This is a genomic window from Planktothrix serta PCC 8927, assembly GCF_900010725.2.
Taxonomy (GTDB): domain Bacteria; phylum Cyanobacteriota; class Cyanobacteriia; order Cyanobacteriales; family Microcoleaceae; genus Planktothrix; species Planktothrix serta.
In genome coordinates, this window is sequence record NZ_LR734871.1 from 1 (window position 1) to 16,996 (window position 16,996).

17 protein-coding genes are annotated in these 16,996 nt (G+C 39.7%); 10 read left to right on the forward strand and 7 right to left on the reverse strand.

What is annotated here, in order from left to right; all coding sequences use genetic code 11:
* The first annotated feature begins 93 nt into the window (after positions 1–93).
* A complete protein-coding gene (locus tag PL8927_RS13265) occupies positions 94–1,287 on the forward strand; it encodes a class I SAM-dependent methyltransferase (protein ID WP_083622231.1) in 1,194 nt (397 codons plus the stop codon).
* 72 nt (positions 1,288–1,359) lie between these two features.
* On the forward strand, positions 1,360–1,986 hold the full coding sequence (locus PL8927_RS13270; protein ID WP_083622233.1) for a GerMN domain-containing protein: 627 nt from the start codon (positions 1,360–1,362) through the stop codon (positions 1,984–1,986).
* Positions 1,987–1,996: 10 nt separating this feature from the next.
* On the opposite strand, the gene accB is transcribed toward PL8927_RS13270, so the two are convergent.
* Both accB and efp read right to left on the reverse strand, forming a co-directional pair.
* Complete coding sequence (gene accB, locus PL8927_RS13275; protein ID WP_083622235.1) at positions 1,997–2,527, reverse strand: acetyl-CoA carboxylase biotin carboxyl carrier protein; 531 nt, start codon at positions 2,525–2,527, stop codon at positions 1,997–1,999.
* Positions 2,528–2,672: 145 nt separating this feature from the next.
* Positions 2,673–3,230, reverse strand: coding sequence for an elongation factor P (efp, locus tag PL8927_RS13280; protein WP_083622238.1), 558 nt, complete (start codon positions 3,228–3,230; stop codon positions 2,673–2,675).
* Between the two features lie 132 nt (positions 3,231–3,362).
* Here efp and PL8927_RS13285 point away from each other — a divergent pair, with 132 nt between their 5' ends.
* Positions 3,363–4,496, forward strand: a complete 1,134-nt coding sequence (locus tag PL8927_RS13285; protein WP_083622241.1) for a peptidylprolyl isomerase — start codon at positions 3,363–3,365, stop codon at positions 4,494–4,496.
* Between the two features lie 98 nt (positions 4,497–4,594).
* Positions 4,595–4,909, forward strand: a complete 315-nt coding sequence (locus tag PL8927_RS13290; RefSeq protein ID WP_083622243.1) for a hypothetical protein — start codon at positions 4,595–4,597, stop codon at positions 4,907–4,909.
* A gap of 97 nt (positions 4,910–5,006) precedes the next feature.
* Here the strand turns inward: PL8927_RS13290 and PL8927_RS13295 are convergent, their stop codons facing one another.
* Entirely contained in the window at positions 5,007–8,492 is a 3,486-nt protein-coding gene (locus PL8927_RS13295; protein WP_083622244.1) for a GAF domain-containing protein, read from the reverse strand.
* A gap of 17 nt (positions 8,493–8,509) precedes the next feature.
* Positions 8,510–10,465 carry an AAA-like domain-containing protein gene (locus tag PL8927_RS13300; protein WP_083622246.1) on the reverse strand — a complete coding sequence of 652 codons (1,956 nt, stop codon included), beginning with the start codon at positions 10,463–10,465 and terminating at the stop codon, positions 8,510–8,512.
* 469 nt (positions 10,466–10,934) lie between these two features.
* On the opposite strand from PL8927_RS13300, the gene PL8927_RS13305 reads away from it, so the two are divergent.
* The 4 genes from PL8927_RS13305 (at position 10,935) to PL8927_RS13320 (ending at position 13,490) form a co-directional block, all read left to right on the forward strand.
* Positions 10,935–11,801, forward strand: coding sequence for a metal-dependent phosphohydrolase (locus tag PL8927_RS13305; protein ID WP_231506005.1), 867 nt, complete (start codon positions 10,935–10,937; stop codon positions 11,799–11,801).
* 228 nt (positions 11,802–12,029) lie between these two features.
* Positions 12,030–12,353 (forward strand): hypothetical protein, encoded by a 324-nt coding sequence (locus PL8927_RS13310; RefSeq protein ID WP_083622249.1) that lies wholly within the window; start codon positions 12,030–12,032, stop codon positions 12,351–12,353.
* 31 nt (positions 12,354–12,384) lie between these two features.
* Complete coding sequence (locus PL8927_RS13315) at positions 12,385–13,179, forward strand: YdcF family protein (RefSeq protein ID WP_083622251.1); 795 nt, start codon at positions 12,385–12,387, stop codon at positions 13,177–13,179.
* A gap of 86 nt (positions 13,180–13,265) precedes the next feature.
* A complete protein-coding gene (locus PL8927_RS13320) occupies positions 13,266–13,490 on the forward strand; it encodes a hypothetical protein (protein WP_083622253.1) in 225 nt (74 codons plus the stop codon).
* Positions 13,491–13,548: 58 nt separating this feature from the next.
* On the opposite strand, the gene PL8927_RS13325 is transcribed toward PL8927_RS13320, so the two are convergent.
* Positions 13,549–13,773, reverse strand: coding sequence for a ferredoxin-thioredoxin reductase variable chain (locus tag PL8927_RS13325; RefSeq protein WP_083622254.1), 225 nt, complete (start codon positions 13,771–13,773; stop codon positions 13,549–13,551).
* 211 nt (positions 13,774–13,984) lie between these two features.
* Entirely contained in the window at positions 13,985–14,266 is a 282-nt protein-coding gene (locus PL8927_RS13330; RefSeq protein WP_083622759.1) for a DUF3288 family protein, read from the reverse strand.
* A 161-nt stretch (positions 14,267–14,427) separates the two neighbouring features.
* Between PL8927_RS13330 and patX the strand changes: the two genes are divergently transcribed.
* A complete protein-coding gene (gene patX, locus PL8927_RS13335) occupies positions 14,428–14,607 on the forward strand; it encodes a heterocyst-inhibiting protein PatX (protein WP_156093191.1) in 180 nt (59 codons plus the stop codon).
* A gap of 355 nt (positions 14,608–14,962) precedes the next feature.
* On the forward strand, positions 14,963–15,199 hold the full coding sequence (locus tag PL8927_RS13340; protein ID WP_083622256.1) for a hypothetical protein: 237 nt from the start codon (positions 14,963–14,965) through the stop codon (positions 15,197–15,199).
* A 66-nt stretch (positions 15,200–15,265) separates the two neighbouring features.
* Here the strand turns inward: PL8927_RS13340 and PL8927_RS13345 are convergent, their stop codons facing one another.
* Complete coding sequence (locus tag PL8927_RS13345) at positions 15,266–16,666, reverse strand: TldD/PmbA family protein (RefSeq protein WP_083622259.1); 1,401 nt, start codon at positions 16,664–16,666, stop codon at positions 15,266–15,268.
* Positions 16,667–16,996 lie beyond the last annotated feature (330 nt).

Genomic DNA, 16,996 nt, shown 5'->3' on the forward strand with positions numbered 1-16,996 from the left:
TCTGTTTCTTCTGATGCTATCCCCGTTGATGCTAGAAGCCCACACTTACTCGTAGAGAAGTGTGGGTAGTTCACTTCTTAATTTGGTACAACAATGGAAGAAGTTAGTTCTGCGGTTAAACGGCTTTATGATACCTATCCCTTTCCTCCTGACCCCCTGTTAGATGAACCGCCTCCGGGTTATAACTGGCGATGGTCTTGGCCAGCAGCTTATAGTTTTTGTACGGGTCAAAAGCCGAAACATCTTGATATCCGTATTTTAGATGCGGGATGTGGAACGGGTTCAAGTACGGAGTATTTAATTCAACTCAACCCCGAAGCTTCGGTTTTGGGAATTGATCTGAGTGAAGGAGCCATCCAAACGGCCATCGAGCGCTGTCGTCGCTCTGGAATTTCTACCCCAGGTACACCCTCCCCTGAATTTCGCCGTTTAAGTTTGTATGATGCGGGACAGTTGGAGGGACAGTTTGATTTGATTAACTGTGTTGGTGTTTTGCACCATTTACCTGATCCAATTCGAGGCATTCAAACCCTAGCATTAAAGTTAGCTCCGGGGGGGTTAATGCACATTTTTGTTTATGCAGAATTGGGACGCTGGGAAATTCAATTGATGCAGAAAGCGATCGCCCTTTTACAGGGAAAAAAACAAGGCGATTATCAAGATGGGGTTAAAATTGGCCGTCAAATTTTTGAAGCTCTACCGGAAAAAAATCGTTTAGTTCAATATGAATCTCAACGCTGGGGAATGGAAAATCAGCGCGATGAATGTTTTGCGGATATGTATGTTCATCCCCAAGAAATTGACTACAATATTGAGAGCTTATTTGAGTTAATTGATGCGTCTGGATTAGAATTTATTGGGTTTTCTAATCCGAATTATTGGAATTTAGAGCGTCTGGTAGGAAAAGCACCCGAATTGGTGGAAAGAGCCAAGGAATTAAGCGATCGCCAACGCTATCGTTTAATTGAACTCCTCGATCCCGAAATTAGTCATTACGAATTTTTCTTAGGACGTTCACCTTTACCGCGGAACAATTGGTTAAATGATCAAGCGTTATTAGCCGCAATTCCTGAGCGTAGTCCTTGTATGAATGGCTGGCCGAGTCAAAATTTGTTTGACTATAATTATCAAATTGTAAGTTTATCGGATGCTGAATTTGAGTTTCTGAAAGCTTGCGATGAAAATTTAGAATCTCCTCGAACTGTTGGGGAAATTTTAACTCAAAGTCAACTGGATTTAGAAGGAGTGCGATCGCTGATCACTCGACAATTCATTTTATTAAGTTAAACCGCCGGATGGGCATAGCCCATCCTACCTGATCAAATTAAACAATCACCTGAAATTTATAATTCAAAATCAATGGAAGATCCCCAAAAGACTCGTATTATTCCCCTTAGAATTGTGGCTGGAATTGCCTCCGTTTTAGTTGCTGTGGGTGCAGGGTTAACCTGGTGGACATCAACGTCTCGTTCTCCCCAAGAACCCGTTATTTCTTCCCCGGATACAACCTCACCCAGTCCTCTAATTTCTCCTTCTCCATCACAAACCGTTGAAAAAACCCTTTCCCTTTATTGGGTAGAGGATCAAAACGGTAAACAGAATATTGTTTCTCAACCTGTACAAATTCAAGCCCAAAATGATCCAACAGCATTTTTAACTGTTGCTTTTAATCAATTATTAACGAGTTCTCCCGATCCGAATCAATTCAGTGAAATTCCCAAAGGAACAACAATTCAAAAGTTAACCACTAACAATGATGATGTTTATATAGATTTATCCCCAGAATTTACCCAAGGTGGGGGAAGTGCATCGATGATCGGACGTTTAGGACAAGTGGTGTATACCGCTACAACCCTTAACCCCGATAGCAAAGTTTGGCTTTCCGTTGGCGGTAAACCCTTAACTGTTTTAGGCGGAGAAGGGTTAGAAATCCCTCAGCCGATTACTCGTCCGATTTTCGAGAAAGAATTTTTACCTGTTCCCTAACGGCCCGTTTTTAATCCGGTTTAACTCGCATTAACGGTTGGCCATATTCAACGGGGGAGCCATTTTGAATTAAAAGTTCCATCACTTGGCCAGAAAGTTCGGCTTCAATTTCATTCATCAACTTCATGGCTTCAATAATACAAACGGTCTGACCCGTAGAAATGCGATCGCCCACTTCTACAAAGGGCGATTCATCGGGGGCGGGAGAACGATAGAAGGTTCCCACCATCGGGGAAGTAATTTCAACCCACTTAGATTCAGCCGAAGGAAGGGGAGGAGATGTAGATACAGTTGGGCTAGATGCAGGGGAAGTTCTGCCAACGGAATCAACAGCAGTGGGAGCCCCTGGAGACGAGACCAACTGTGAACTAACCCCTGCACCTGTTAATAGCGTCTCAACGGGTGGTAGAGTCCCAGAGATCAGCGAAATTTCTTTCCGAATAGTCAGTTCAAAATCTGCGCTTTTGAGCGTTAGCTCTGAAATGTTGGTTTTATCGAGATCAGCCAGCAGTTCACGAAGCTGGTTCAAATCTAGTTGCACAGTTGGTACGTCTCCCCTAAATTTGCAGTCTATCTTAATTCAGTTTGTTGGGTGGGTGTACAACCAATCGCCCAACATCCTAAACCCTTTGGGTTTTTATGTAAGTTTGGCACGCTTAAAGATCAAATCATGGTTCGGTGCGTCTTTATTCTCGACCTTGATAACTGTCAGTCCGGGTATCAATCCGAATCCGTTCCCCTTGAGTAATAAATAACGGAACCATCACTTGAGCGCCTGTTTCCACAATAGCGGGTTTTGTACCCCCTGTTGCCGTGTCCCCTTTAACTCCGGGATCGGTTTCAACCACTTCCAAGGTGACAGAGTTCGGGAGTTCTACATCCAGAACTTGCTCTCCCCAACGAACCACGTTAACGGTCATTCCATCTTTAAGATATTTAACCCGATCGCCTATTTCACTTGCCTTTAAACGGGCTTCTTCATAAGTTTCCATATCCATAAAGACGTATTCTTCCCCGTCTTTATAGGTATGTTGCATTTCGCTTTTTTCCAGGGTCGCTTGAGGAACAGTCTCTCCCGCCCTAAAAGTACGTTCTACGACACTACCGGTTTGTGAGTTTTTGAGCTTTGTCCGCACAAAGGCGGAACCTTTACCGGGCTTAACGTGAAGAAATTCTACTACACGCCAGACTGACCCATCTAATACAATCGTGACACCTGTGCGAAAGTCGTTACTGGAAATCATGCAAGCTAATACCTGGGCAGAATAATCGGCATCTTATTTTACCCTTGAACGGGGAATAGGGAATTAATTTTTTTCGGATGACTGGTGACGGAATAATGGCAAGATCAGTAAAGAGAACAAACGTTAAGATTTATGTTGCATTGGCCTAATTCCATGAGAAACATCTATCAACACTGGTTGAGAACGGGTTTGGTTGCTGTACTGTTGTTTACCCTATCGGTGGGTCTGAGTGCAGCCTGGTGGGAAGGTGACAGTTCACCGAAACGGGACAGTATTCTACCTCAAGGAAATGCCATTACCGATGGCTCGGCGTTGCTACGCTATGCTCTGCCAATTGATAATGAAACGGTGAGAAAACTGCAATCGAGTTTAGAAGTGATTTCCTCCCAACTGCGAGGAAAGCGTTGGAGTAATATCAATGGAGATATTACCCTCGCCTCCAGAGTTTTAGCGACACGGGAGACGGAACTCTTAGCCAATATTCCAGAGGAACGTCAACCTCAAGCTCAAGCTTTAGTTGAGCAATTAAAACAAGATATTGATCCCCTGCGTTCTGCCGTTGAGGTTAAAGATGCGGCAATGGTGTTAGCAACACGGGGAAAAATGTTAGATAGCATTGGTCAATTAGAAGAATTAATGGTGCAGGAATTTCCCTTTGAAGTTCCGGCAGAATATTCTAATTTACCTCAACTCAAAGGTCGCGCTACCATTGAAATTCAAACCAATAAAGGCAACTTAACGGTTGTTGTTGATGGCTATAGTGCCCCAGTCACTGCCGGGAATTTTGTGGATTTAGTTCAACGGGGATTTTATGATGGCTTAAAATTCATCCGTTCAGAAGAATCCTATGCCTTACAAATAGGAGATCCTGATGGTGCAGAAGATGGCTTTATTGATCCCCAAACTGGACAATATCGGGGAATTCCTTTGGAAATTTTAGCTCAAGGAGATCAAGAACCCATCTATAATATTACCTTTGAAGAATTGGGTCGTTATCAAGATCATCCGGTTTTACCTTTTTCTGCTTTTGGAGCGGTAGCGTTAGCCCGTCCTGAAGCGATTCCTGATGGAGGATCTTCTCAAATTTTCTTCTTCCTTTTTGATCCAGAATTAACGCCCGCCGGACTTAATTTATTAGATGGTCGTTATGCCGTCTTTGGGTATGTCACCGAAGGCAAAGAAGTTTTAGAAGAACTTCGCAAAGGTGATGTGATTGAATCCGCAAAAGTGATTCGAGGGGCTGAAAATCTCGTTCAAGCTTCTTAGTCAAGGTTAATGATTAACAGTTGACAGTTGACTCTTTTAAGAGAACTGTTAACTGTTAATATTTCTATATTTGATTCCTATATTATGGATTCTAAACTATGGCTATCGTTGAATTACTTTCTATTGCTGGATTGGGTGTATTAGTCACCTTATTGATTGTTAATATCGGGAATAATAGAGAACAGCAGCGCCAATTAGATTCCGCATTTTATCGATTAATTTCAGCCCAAAATGGTCGAGTCTCCCTAATTCAACTCTCTGCTTTAGCCGGAGTTAGTGCGGAAGTTGCCCAAAAATATTTAGATCATCAAGTTCAAGTTTTTGTGGCATTTCCCGAAATTGATGAGGAGGGAAATACCTTTTATCAGTTTCCTAAACTGCGTTTACCTCCTCGTTTAGAACGAGAATGGTAATAATAATTACAGACTAAAATCCAATAATTAGATACAATTTTTATTTCCCTATTGCCTATTGCCTATTGCCTATTGCCTATTGCCTATTGCCTATTGCCTATTCTCCTTTCCCCTGATTAAATTGTTCGCGCAAACTTTGTTCTTGGTATTTAACGGCTGCTAAAAGTTCAGCATTTTGTAAAATTACCCCAACTTGATTATTAAAAATTTGCATATATTTCTGATCATTGCTATCAAAACTGACTCGAAAAGCGTCGGGAACTTCCGTATCATAACTTAACACTTGATCATGATCTTCAAGGGGTTTCTTTTTATTAACTAATTGAGTCACACCAATTAACTCACCATCGGGGTTCCAAACAGGCATACACAATAAACTACAGGTACGATATCCCGTTTTCTGATCGGTTTTTTTAGCCGTTTCCGAGTCAGGATAATCATATAAATCAAAGGGAATATTTAAAGAAACCCCCATTTCCGCAACTTTTCCCGCATACCCTTGACCCACTTGAATTCTAATTTCATGTTCTGAACCATCATTAAAAATAATTTTAGTCCAAAGTTGATTATTTTGCCGATCTAATAACCATAATGTACTCCGATCTGCCAACATTAAATCCTTGGCGGCAGCCATGACTCGTTTGAGAATTTCATCCAGTTCTAAACTACTTTGACTCACAGAACGAGTCGCGGCCATTAGCGCGGCTGCAACTCTTTGTCCTCTGGCGGTTTTATGATAAGAACAAAAACTTTCTAAAATCATCCGAATTAAGGGAGCATTTTCTAAAAATTGTTGTTCATCATCACTGGTAAATCCTTGATGATCGATTTTTTCTGATAAGGAAAGACTGCGATCGCATCCTGATTTTAACTTATTAATTGCTTGCACAACCGTGACTAAAATTCCCTGTTCATTTAATAACGGAAAAGCCAACATTGAATAAGTTCGATAGCCATTTTTCTGATCGTGTTCTTGAGCCGTTTTTGATCGAGGATCATCATAAAAATCATAAGGAATATTCACGACTTTTTTAAATTTAGCAACTTCTCCCACAATCCCTTTATCCGCCGGAACTCGAATTTCTAGCGGACAATTTTCTTCACTTTCAGCAATCATTGACCAAAATTCATTCCGTTCTTCATCTAACATAAAAATAGTCGTGCGATCTGCATTTAATAACTTTCCGGTTTTTAAGGTAATTGAGCGTAATGTAGCATCTAAAATTTCATCAAACCCCTGTCCATCCATAACTTGATTTAACATGGCTAAGGTTTGGCTAATCACGCCTTGGGGAGTATTTTCTGCGTGTTGTTTCATCGCTTCATATTGTCTGGCATTATATAAAGCGACCCCGACTTGGGAATTAAAAATCTGCATATATTTTTGACTATTAGCATCAAAACTCGCTTCAAAACATTCCGGTGCTGTCGGCCAATCATCGGGTTCATATTCGGCAAATTCACCCTGTTTGCGCTTATTAATTAATTGAGTTACACCAATTAATTCACCATCGGGATTCAAAACAGGCATACACAATAAACTACAGGTGCGATATCCAGTTTTTTGATCCGTTTTCTTAGACATTTCCGACTCAGGGTGATCATATAAATCAAAGGGAATATTTAAACTATTTCCCGTTTCTGCAACTTTTCCAGCAAATCCTTGTCCGATTTTTAATCGCAGTTCTCGAATCGAGCCATCTTCAAAGGGAATTTGTGTCCAAAGTTCCTGGGTAATTTTATCTAATAACCATAGGGTACTTCGATCTGCATTCATCAATTTTTTAGCGGCTTTCATCACTCGTTGAATAATTTCTTCACAGTCTAAACTACTTTGATGAACCGTTCTAGTGGCTTCTGTTAAGGCTTCAGAGGCTTGTATTCTTTGGGTTAGTTTATAACTTTCATAACAGCTTGCTAAAATGCGTTGTAAGCCGGGAGCATATTGTAAAAATTGCTGTGCTTCGATTTCAGTAAATCCAGTTTGATCAATTTTATCTTGAAAACAATCGGCTGAAAAATGATTTTTTTTAAGTTTATTAACTAAATGCACAAAAGCAAAAATTGTTTGATTATCTTCTCCCAGAGGAAGGGTTAACTGATTATAAATTTGATACCCAATTCTAGGATTTTGGGTTTCAGCAAAAATCGAATACCAATCCGCAGAATAATATGAAGTCGTGGGAATCGCTTTTTTATAAATCGTGACTCGTCCGGCGGTTTGATTATTCGCTAAAATTGAAATTTTTGTAGTTTGATTTCCAGTAAATCGGGTACTAATTGACCAAATTTCGTTTTTATCTTTATCAATAAAATAAATCGTCATCCGATCCACGCCCATTAATTCTACCAGTTTTAAGGCAATTGATCCTAAAATTTCACTTAAAATATCATCAAATTCTTTCCCTTCCATTTCTCGCAACATGGACAGGAGTTTTTGTTCTTTTTCGGCAATAATTTGATTAAAATTAGGTTCTTGACTGGCTAAAGTTTTTTGTAACCAATTTTCATTAAAAACTGTTTCATAAATTCGGTTATAGACTTTTAATTCGGTTCCCTGTTTAACCACTAATCCCGATAATCTCAGTTCCATTTGTTCCACAGTAATATCCGTCGGAATACTGCCTTTTTGCAAAATATTTTGATATAAACTTAAGCGAGATGTAATTCGGTTATCGGCTTTTAGAATCCGATCTCGAATAGTTTTTAAATGGGGAGGTTCATCTTGAGATTCCCAATTTTCAATAAAACGGGTATGGATTAACTGTTCAACCCAACTCTGGACTTGAGAATTAGGAATATCCAAAAATTGAGTATTTTCAATCACTTTTTGATGAATCAGATAACACAGTTTTTGAGTTAAAAAAGGTTGTCCTCCTGTCCACTCTAAAATAGTTTTTAGGACTAATTCAGGCTGACTAATTTTCCCGATTAATCCATTAATTAAGGGTTGCACTTCTTGATAACAAAATCCATTCAGTTGAATGGGACGACCGACATTAAAAGGATTACAGCTTTTATCCTGCATTAAATCATTGGGTGTGGCGACCCCTAATAAAGCAAAGGTTAATAAGGGATATTCGTCACAGCTTCTAATAAAGGCAAAAAAATCATCTACACAAAAATTCAAGCTAAGAATACTATCAACTTCATCAATAAAAATAATAATCGGTTGTTGAATACAGTCTAATAATACCTGTTCAATTAACTCGCTTAACCGTTGAATGGGGGGTAAAAATTCTCGTTCCTGTAACCAAGCTTTTAAATGAATGGGAAGCCGAAAACTGGTGACTAAACGCCTCATAATTCCCGCATACCATTGATCAGGTGTAATATCTTGGGAACCAATTTTTGTTAAATCTACCGCCGCACAAGCAAAACCTTGATCTTGGAGTTGATGTAAAGTTCTGACTCGTAAACTGGTTTTTCCCATTTGACGTGCATTCAAAACATAACAAAATTCTCCCGCTTTTAAGGCTTCATACAAGTCTCGATCTGCTTGTCGAATTACATAACTAGGAGTATCTAAAGATAAATGTCCACCAACTTTATAATGATAGCTTGAAGTAGATGTTAAATTCATATAATTAAAGTAAATTATTAGGTTTTAATCATTAAACGATGACCAAAATAGTTTTGATAAAGCTCAAAGCGAGGAGTGACTTCATTTCCTTGTAAATGAACTAAACCTAAACTATGTAATTTAAACGCTAAAATTGATTCTAATTCCACAGGTTGAGAAGAACAAACCACCTGATAAAAAGCTTGAGCTAATTCAGGATGTTGTTGTAAATTCCATAAATGTCGGCGGAGATGGTCGCCATAAATTCCGGCTTCTGTGGGTGCTATTTCTGCGAATTGTTCTAAACTCATGGAATATTGAACCAGATGATAAAGTGCTACTCGAACTAAATAGGGATGTCCACCTACTATTCTCATTAAAGTTTCGACTTCAATATCTCCCCAATTTAATCCATGTCGGTGTGCTAACTCGTTAACTTGAGTTGCGGTAAATTCGGTTAATTCAATGGGTAAACCCACATTAAAGGGGGATTGATTAATATCTAAAGGAATATAAACTTCTGTGGAATGAACAATCACTAAGCGTAGTTTTTCCCACAGTTCACTATCTCCTCCCCCATAGTTAGCTTCTTCATACCAAGCTCGAAGTAAACTAAAGAAATCATCAGCAATATTCGGATATTGAAACACCCGATCTACTTCATCTAATCCTAGGACTAAAGGAGTATTACTTTCTGATAATAAATAATCTTCAAAATAAGCCGTACAATTATCTTTACTCCCAAAGGTATTACTCCAATAATCAGGAACGTGATAGTCTAATTTTAACTTGCGAGTTACTTTAGAACATAACCATTGTAACAGATGATTTAAGTTTGTAAAAATCGATTTATCGGCGTGTTGAAAACTTAAAGGAACCGTGCGATAACCCTGTTCCCGTCCCTGTTCTAAAATTCGCGCCATTAGTGAAGTTTTCCCCATCTGACGGGGTGCTTTTAAACGAATTAATGCGCCGGGATGGATCATTTCGTGATAACATTGATCTTCATGGGGAACCCGTTTAATATAAAAGGCAGATTCTAAACGGACTTGTCCACTGGGTAATTCCGGTTCTGCTACGGGAAGGGGAGAGGGAATTTCCGAGGAATAAATGGGTTTAATTGAAAGGGAAGAAACTGAGGATAGTTGATGGGATTCTATGGCTAAATTCAGATGTTCTTCGAGTTCAGATTCATCCCAATTTAACTGTAAATTTTGCTGTGGAGATTCGGGAATAGACTCTTGCAAAAAAACCAGAATTTCTTGTATAATTAAAGTCGTATCTTGTTGACCTGTCCAGGTGCGTTGAACGGTTCCCAATAAATAACTTCTTAGATCATGATTTAAGGCTAAATTTGCCGGACAATTCACCCAAATTGGAATAATTATTGGTAAACGGTGAGGATGAGTATCTTGTAATTCTCGGATTTGACGCAATTCTTCAATCACCATTTCACTAAGGGTTGACTGAGGGGATAACAGTAAAATAAAATAGTCACAGTGTTTTAATTCTGTATCAATTTCAGCTAAAAAATCGGTTTCCTGTTGATTGAGTTGAGAGCGGGTAACTTCCCAAGCTGCTAGGAATACAGAATGTCCCACTTGAATTAAAACCGCTTCTAACTGCTGTGCAAAATGAATATTTAACTCAGTATTTCCGTGACTGATAAATACTCGATAACAATGGGGTGAGAGTTGCAGCAATTCCCTGGGAATTTCACTCAACTGAACAAAATTATCTTGGTTTTGATAGCGTTCTACTGCTCCTCTAATCGTTTTTTTTGTGACTTTTTCTCCAAAAGTTTGAGAGATTTTCTGCCAAAGTTTATATCCAACATATTTTTCAATATAGCTAGGATTTAAAGGATAAATTTCAGGGTAACTTTTCCCTTCCCAAGAGCCAATAAAAACCTCCCTTTCTAAATCATTGAGATGCTTACCCTGATGTTCAAAAATTAATTGATCAATCCATTCTAGTGCTGCTTTAGCATCCATAGTCTCGCTCTAATATATTTAGTTTATTCATAATAAATACTGTGATCAAACTGATGATGTTACAATTTTAATCAAGATTTTTGCACAAACCTCTCCCATCCGTGACCATTATACCCTTTACGCACAGGTACATTTTAAATTATAAGTATTAATTTTGATCCCGGTGTGAGTGAAATCACTGAAAGTGTATAGAGAATTGTGATAAAAGTCAATTTAACCTTGGTAATTCCTGAATATTTCTGAGGTTTTATGAGGTTTTAAGGAGACAATTCAGGATAAAATATTAACTTAGCCTGGGGGGATTTTACCGATCGGTAAAAATTTGGCAAAACTAATGAGCTTTTCTGGTTTTCATTCGGTTCAAATTGAATCAACATATAAGTAAATCCATTCTTGATCACAATTGAATGGAAAATCCCCTCTATCTTTAAGGAAAACCCTCTATATGTGCTATCGAACTCAAACTCTTATGATTCAAGACTGCATTCATCGTTTATATACAGGTTATTATCAAGCCTACGGTCAGCAACAACTCGATTATGTTGATCTGATGGTGGAAGTGGCTGACTTTGCTTTGCATCAAATTTTACAAAGTGATGCTCCCTATCACAATGTTGAACATACAATTTTAGTCACCTTGTCTGGACAAGCAATTTTGCAGGGAAAAAACCTCTGTGAAAAAAATGTTTCTCCTCAAACCTGGGTGCATACTATTATTGGTTTACTCTGTCATGATATTGGCTATGTTAAAGGCATTTGTCGTCAAGATAGAATTCCAGACAGAATTTATGTCACTGGACAATGTGGAGAAATGATTCAACTATCACATGAAGCCACAGACGCCAGCCTAACCCCTTATCATATTGATCGGGGAAAACAGTTTGTTCAAGAATATTTTGAGCAGAATTCTTTAATTGATATTCCCACAATTCAACGCCATATTGAGTTAACTCGTTTTCCGGTTCCCAATGATCAAGAACATCAAGATACAACGGATTATCCCGGTTTAATTCGCGCGGCGGATTTAATTGGTCAATTAGCTGATCCGAAGTATCTGAATAAAATGCCGGATTTATTTCAAGAATTTAAAGAAACCGGAATCAATGAACAGTTTGGATACCACCAGCCTGATCATATTAGACAGGCTTATCCCAAGTTTTTTAAAAATGTTGTGGCTCAATATATTCAAACGGGTTTGCATTATTTATCTTTGACGGTAGAGGGAACTCAAATTATCAATCATCTCTATCAAAATGTTGAATTTGCGGAACAGGATGCTAAAAATAAGCCGATGAACTCCTCCCTAATTTCCTGTCAGCACCCCGCACTGAAGTGACGGGGCTTCATGCCTCTAGCTTCAGTTAGTTGACCAGCCCAAGTCTTAACTGACTACGTTACCTGAGTCAAGATAAACAGGTTTACCTATTTCAACTGGCTCTGGAGGGTTAACTAAATTCAATCCTTCCCATGTTTTTCTGGTGAAAATTCTCCAATTGCTTGCAATCTTTATTAAAATTTGACCTCCCAGGAAGGATTTTAAGATCCCCTCAACCCGGAAAATTTTATGTTAAAATCAGCATTAGTATTTCGTGCAGGATTTGGAACGGGATTATTTTTTACTCTCTGCTTTATTGCTTTGGGAGATTCATTATTCACCAGTTTAGGATTAGGTATGATCTCAGGATGGTCTGTCGCCTGTTTAGTGAAATGGTGGCAAATTGACCAAACACCAGAACAGGCTGAACCTTTTGAAATTGAGGTAATTACCGATAATTTATCGGGTATTCTAGCTAAATCTAAGCTATTACCACCCCCACCTAAAGCAACTCCCCGTCCGACCCAAGCCACAACTCTTTTAGGTTGGATTTTTAAACGAAATAAAAGTTAAATGGTCAAAAAAAATTTATGAATACTTTCCTATGTTTCTATTTTTATCTAAACTTTTACCTCTATTTATTTATCCTTTGGGATTGAGTTGTTTATTAATGTTTTTGGCTTTATTTACTCTGTGGAAATATCCCCGATGGACAGGTGCTGTTATCAGTTTCGCCTTAGCAATTTTACTGTTAGGAAGTAGTCGGGGAGTTGCTCAAGGATTAGTGCGATCGCTTGAATCCCAAAATGTTCCTAATGGTGAACTTCCTAATGCTGCGGCAATTGTGGTTTTAGGCGGAGGAACAAAACCGGCTTTACCGCCCCGTCCTTGGGTAGATGTCGGGGAAGCCGGCGATCGCATCTTATATGGATCATTATTATATCGCCAGAAAAAAGCCCCTTGGTTAATCTTAAGTGGAGGAAGAATTAACTGGCAAGGAGGGGGCGATCCTGAGTCTGAAGATATGGCGAAAATTGCTGAAGCTATGGGTGTTCCCGCCACAGCAATTTTACAAGATCCGACCTCATTAAATACTTATGAAAATGCTGTAAATGTGGGAAAAATTTTGCAAGAAAAAAATATCCAAGGGCCGATTTTATTAGTCACATCTGCTTTACACACACCGCGATCGCTCTTAATTTTTAAGCGTCAAGGGATGAATGTCATTCCTGCACCAACAGACTTTTTAATGATTCCTTCTGAAATTAATCAAGCTCAAAAAACTTGGCAAGGAATTCTACTCAGTTGGATACCCGATACCCTCTCTCTCCATCAAACGACTCAAGCTTTAAAAGAATATATTGGATTAGGAGTTTATCGGTGGCGAGGTTGGTTATAGAAATAGGTAATAGGTAATAGTCAACCGTCAACCGTCAACAAACTATGTTAACGTGACAGTATTCCTCAATTCAGAATTATGTAATCATGTCATTTGAATGGGAACAGATTGTTCAACAACCGAATCAACCTGTGGCGGAAGTTCTCAAAGCGCATCAACTTACCCGTGAATTTCACCAAGAAGTTGAATATCGGGAAGAATTTACTCAATACTGCAATTGGTATTATGAAACAGCCGCACGCCACCGTCAAGAAATCGAAAAAATGCGAGGCGATATTAATATTTTCGGCTGGTTTCTAGGTGGAAAATAGCAGAGGAGACTCGGAGAAACAACTGATCGAAAATCCTCCTGTCTCCTGTTTTGTGAAACTATTGTATCAATTCCAACTCATCTTCTCGGAAGTGAGCTTTAAATTTATCGCCAAAATCGACGACAACAGGCAAATTAGGACTAATGGGTCTTCCCCGCCAATCGGTAATAATAGATACAATATTTCCTGTCAATCCCTGAGCATCAAACTCCTGATTCCGATGTTGGGGATGGACATAAACGATAACAGATGTTTTAACAGAAACGCGATCGCCAACCTTCATAGATTCCAACCTAGTATTTCCTCTCCAACTCTCTGATACTGGAGTCTGTAAGTATTACGGACACTCTGATCAGACAGCCTTTCCATATTTACACAAAACCGTCACAAAACCTACAGAAATATCGGGGAAGTTTTAACGGCTGATATTGTCCATAGACCTGCACTCACCCGGAAAGTCCGATCTCGACAATGAAGAAGCAAGAATAGAACTTTTAAATCCAATCTTCTTGATCAGTCTTTTTCCTCCGATAAATTTGGCCAGTGGCGTGAATTTGACGAGTTTTTTCAAATAAGGTTTCGTCTGTATATCCCCAAATTTGTAAAATTTTTTCTAAATCATTTTGAATATCCTTTGCACCCGGAAAACCTCGATAACGAATTTTTAGACGAGCTAACTCCACTAGATTATATTCTGTTGCTTCTTGCTCTAAAAGACTAAAGACAATCTTTCGGTCTGTATTGTATTGAGGATGTTTTTGTTCTTGAGCCGTCATAATTGCGATCGCTAACCCCATTCTTTATCACAATATTAATTCTATTAATTATAACACAATCATTAAACTTAAAGGGAATTCTTGGAAAGTTTTCCTTTTTTACCGGATCAATTTAAGTCAACCCGTATTAGAGAATGGACACTCTAAAACGGACAACTGTTATGCGAATCTACAACACTATTTTACTTTCTACTTTGTTAGTAGTTGGCATGAATCATCACCCTTCTACTCCTATTAATGTTGCTTTATCGCCCACTAGCGAAGTAACAGCCGTTCTTGCGACTCAAAGCAATCCAGAAGTTGATCCACAAGCCGCTCCTCACCGAGGCAGTGGACGTTAATGATCATGATTAAAACCGCTCAGGAGTGAGTTAAAAAACAACAGGATAAGCCTGGTTTGTTTCTGGGTATTGGAGACTCACTCCATTTTTTTAAACCCTGGTCTTAATAAGATCTACAAAAATTTACCACTGTTCTCTATTTGCAGAACTTCAGTTGGTGTTGACAAGATTCTATCTTAATCTCCTGCGGTAAACCCCTTGATTCTTTAAAAATTGTGCAAGTCTAAAGTCTGAATTCACGGGTTTTTCGCAGCCATTTTATGAAGGGATTATTAATCAGGATTTTATTAACGATCCGGATAGGGAATTAAAGCATTGGTATTGAAAAATAGCCGCCTAAATACCTAATCCCAAAATGTCTAACTTCATTGCTGTGTTAATGATCAGTGCTGTTGTGGGTTTACCTCAAAGTGTGAACCCTCAACATCAAATAATTCAAGAGCTTGATGCAGAACAGATTCAGTCTTCCCAATCCAGACGCGCCCTGATATCTATTAACAGTTATGAAATGCAAGTTGCCAATCATAACAGTGCGGGAGAAGACCCCAGTGATAAAGCACCCAAACCGGGTGATGGACGACGAGAAAACTGATCACGGATGATAAGGGATTTCACGGATTTCACGGATTTAATCAATTTCAGGGATGATTCTTTCTTGTTAATCGATTGCTTCTCCTCCGACGACAACATTGCGAATCCGTAAACTAGGGCCTCCACAGCCAACGGGTAAACCGTTTTGTCCCCCTTTTCCACAACCCCCCGATTCATCCCAGTAGAAGTCATTACCAATGGCTTCGATATCTGCCAACGTTGTGAACACATTTCCCGATAACGTCACATCTCGAACAGGTTCTGCCAGTTTACCATTGCGAATCATCCAGGCTTCCCCCGCACTGAATGTGAACATTTCGCCATTGGTCATTCCCCCTAACCAATTGCGAGCATAAACCCCTTCTTTAACATCACTCAATAAGTCCTCAACAGATGTATCCCCCCTTTCAATCCAGGTGTTAGTCATCCGTACCAAGGGAGGAAAATGGTAATTTAAACACCGGGCATTTCCCGTAGGGACTTCTCCTAATTTTCCAGCCGTTTCACGCGAATGAAGGCGACCGACTAAAGCACCATCTTGAATCAGTTGGGTTGTGGTCGCCGGAGTTCCTTCATCATCATACTTATAGCTTCCCCGATGGTTAGGAGGGGCGGCGCCATCAAAAATTTGTAGGTTTTTGGGGCCAAATTGACGCCCCAAAGTCATGACTTCTAAAATATCAGGATTTTCATAGGTCATATCCGCTTCAGACAAATGACCAAAGGCTTCATGAACAAATAAACCGGATAAAATCGGGTCAATGACAACGGTATAAACATTACCTTTAACGGGGGGGAGAGCTAAGGAATTAACGGCCCGTTGCGCCGCACTGCGAACTTGTTCATCCAAATTCGTTAAATCTTCATAAGCTTTACGCGAACCTGTGGTTTCTCGTCCCGTTTGTACGGTGTCCCCATTTCTGGCGGTGGCTGCAAACCGCATTTCCATATCCACCCAGGATTGTTCTAAGAAGGTTCCTTCAGAGGTAATCAAAATTAACCGTTGGGTGCTGTCATTGTAACGGACAGAAATCGTGGCAATGCAGGGGTCAACACTGCGAAGAATGTGGCCGTAGCGATCGCATAATTCTTTTTTTTGAGCGAGGGGAACTTGACGCGGATCGGTTCCCGTTAAGGGTAAGGTACAGCTATCTTGAATAATAGGAATTGGTGCGAGCAGGGTTTCTTCATCCCCAATCAGTTTTGCTGCGGTGATCGCTTCGGTAATCCGATCTTCAAGGGTAGAGAGTCGATTAAAACTAGCAAACCCCCATCCTCCTCGATAACAAGCTCGGACTTGTCCCCCAATAGAAAGTCCTTCACTTAAGGTTTCAATCCGATCTCCTCTTAATAAAATATCCGTTTCTTCCGCTTCCTCCAAACGAATTGCCAAATAATCTACTTGGGATTGGTAACGGGCCATTAAATCGGCTAACAGATTCTTCACATCAGCAAGCAAACTGGGCATAATGGTCAGCAATATTGACTGTATTTCCCTATTTTGCATCATATTGGGGTTGTTGACTGTTAACAGTTGACGGTTGGCTGTTGACGGTTAACGTGTTCCCCTTCAGGGTAAACTCCCCCCTAGGGGGTTCGGTTCTACGAATGTACGAATTAGACAAATTTGGCTATTCTGAAAGCAGTAGGACTTACGCACTCTCCACGAAATTCTGTCATTCTGAGTTCCGCGAAGAATCTCACAGAGGGCTGAGATGCTTCACGATCAGTCGTTCAGCATGACACTTGAGTGCGTAAGTTCTGAGCAGAACAAACCGCACTTGTTGAGGGGTTTGGT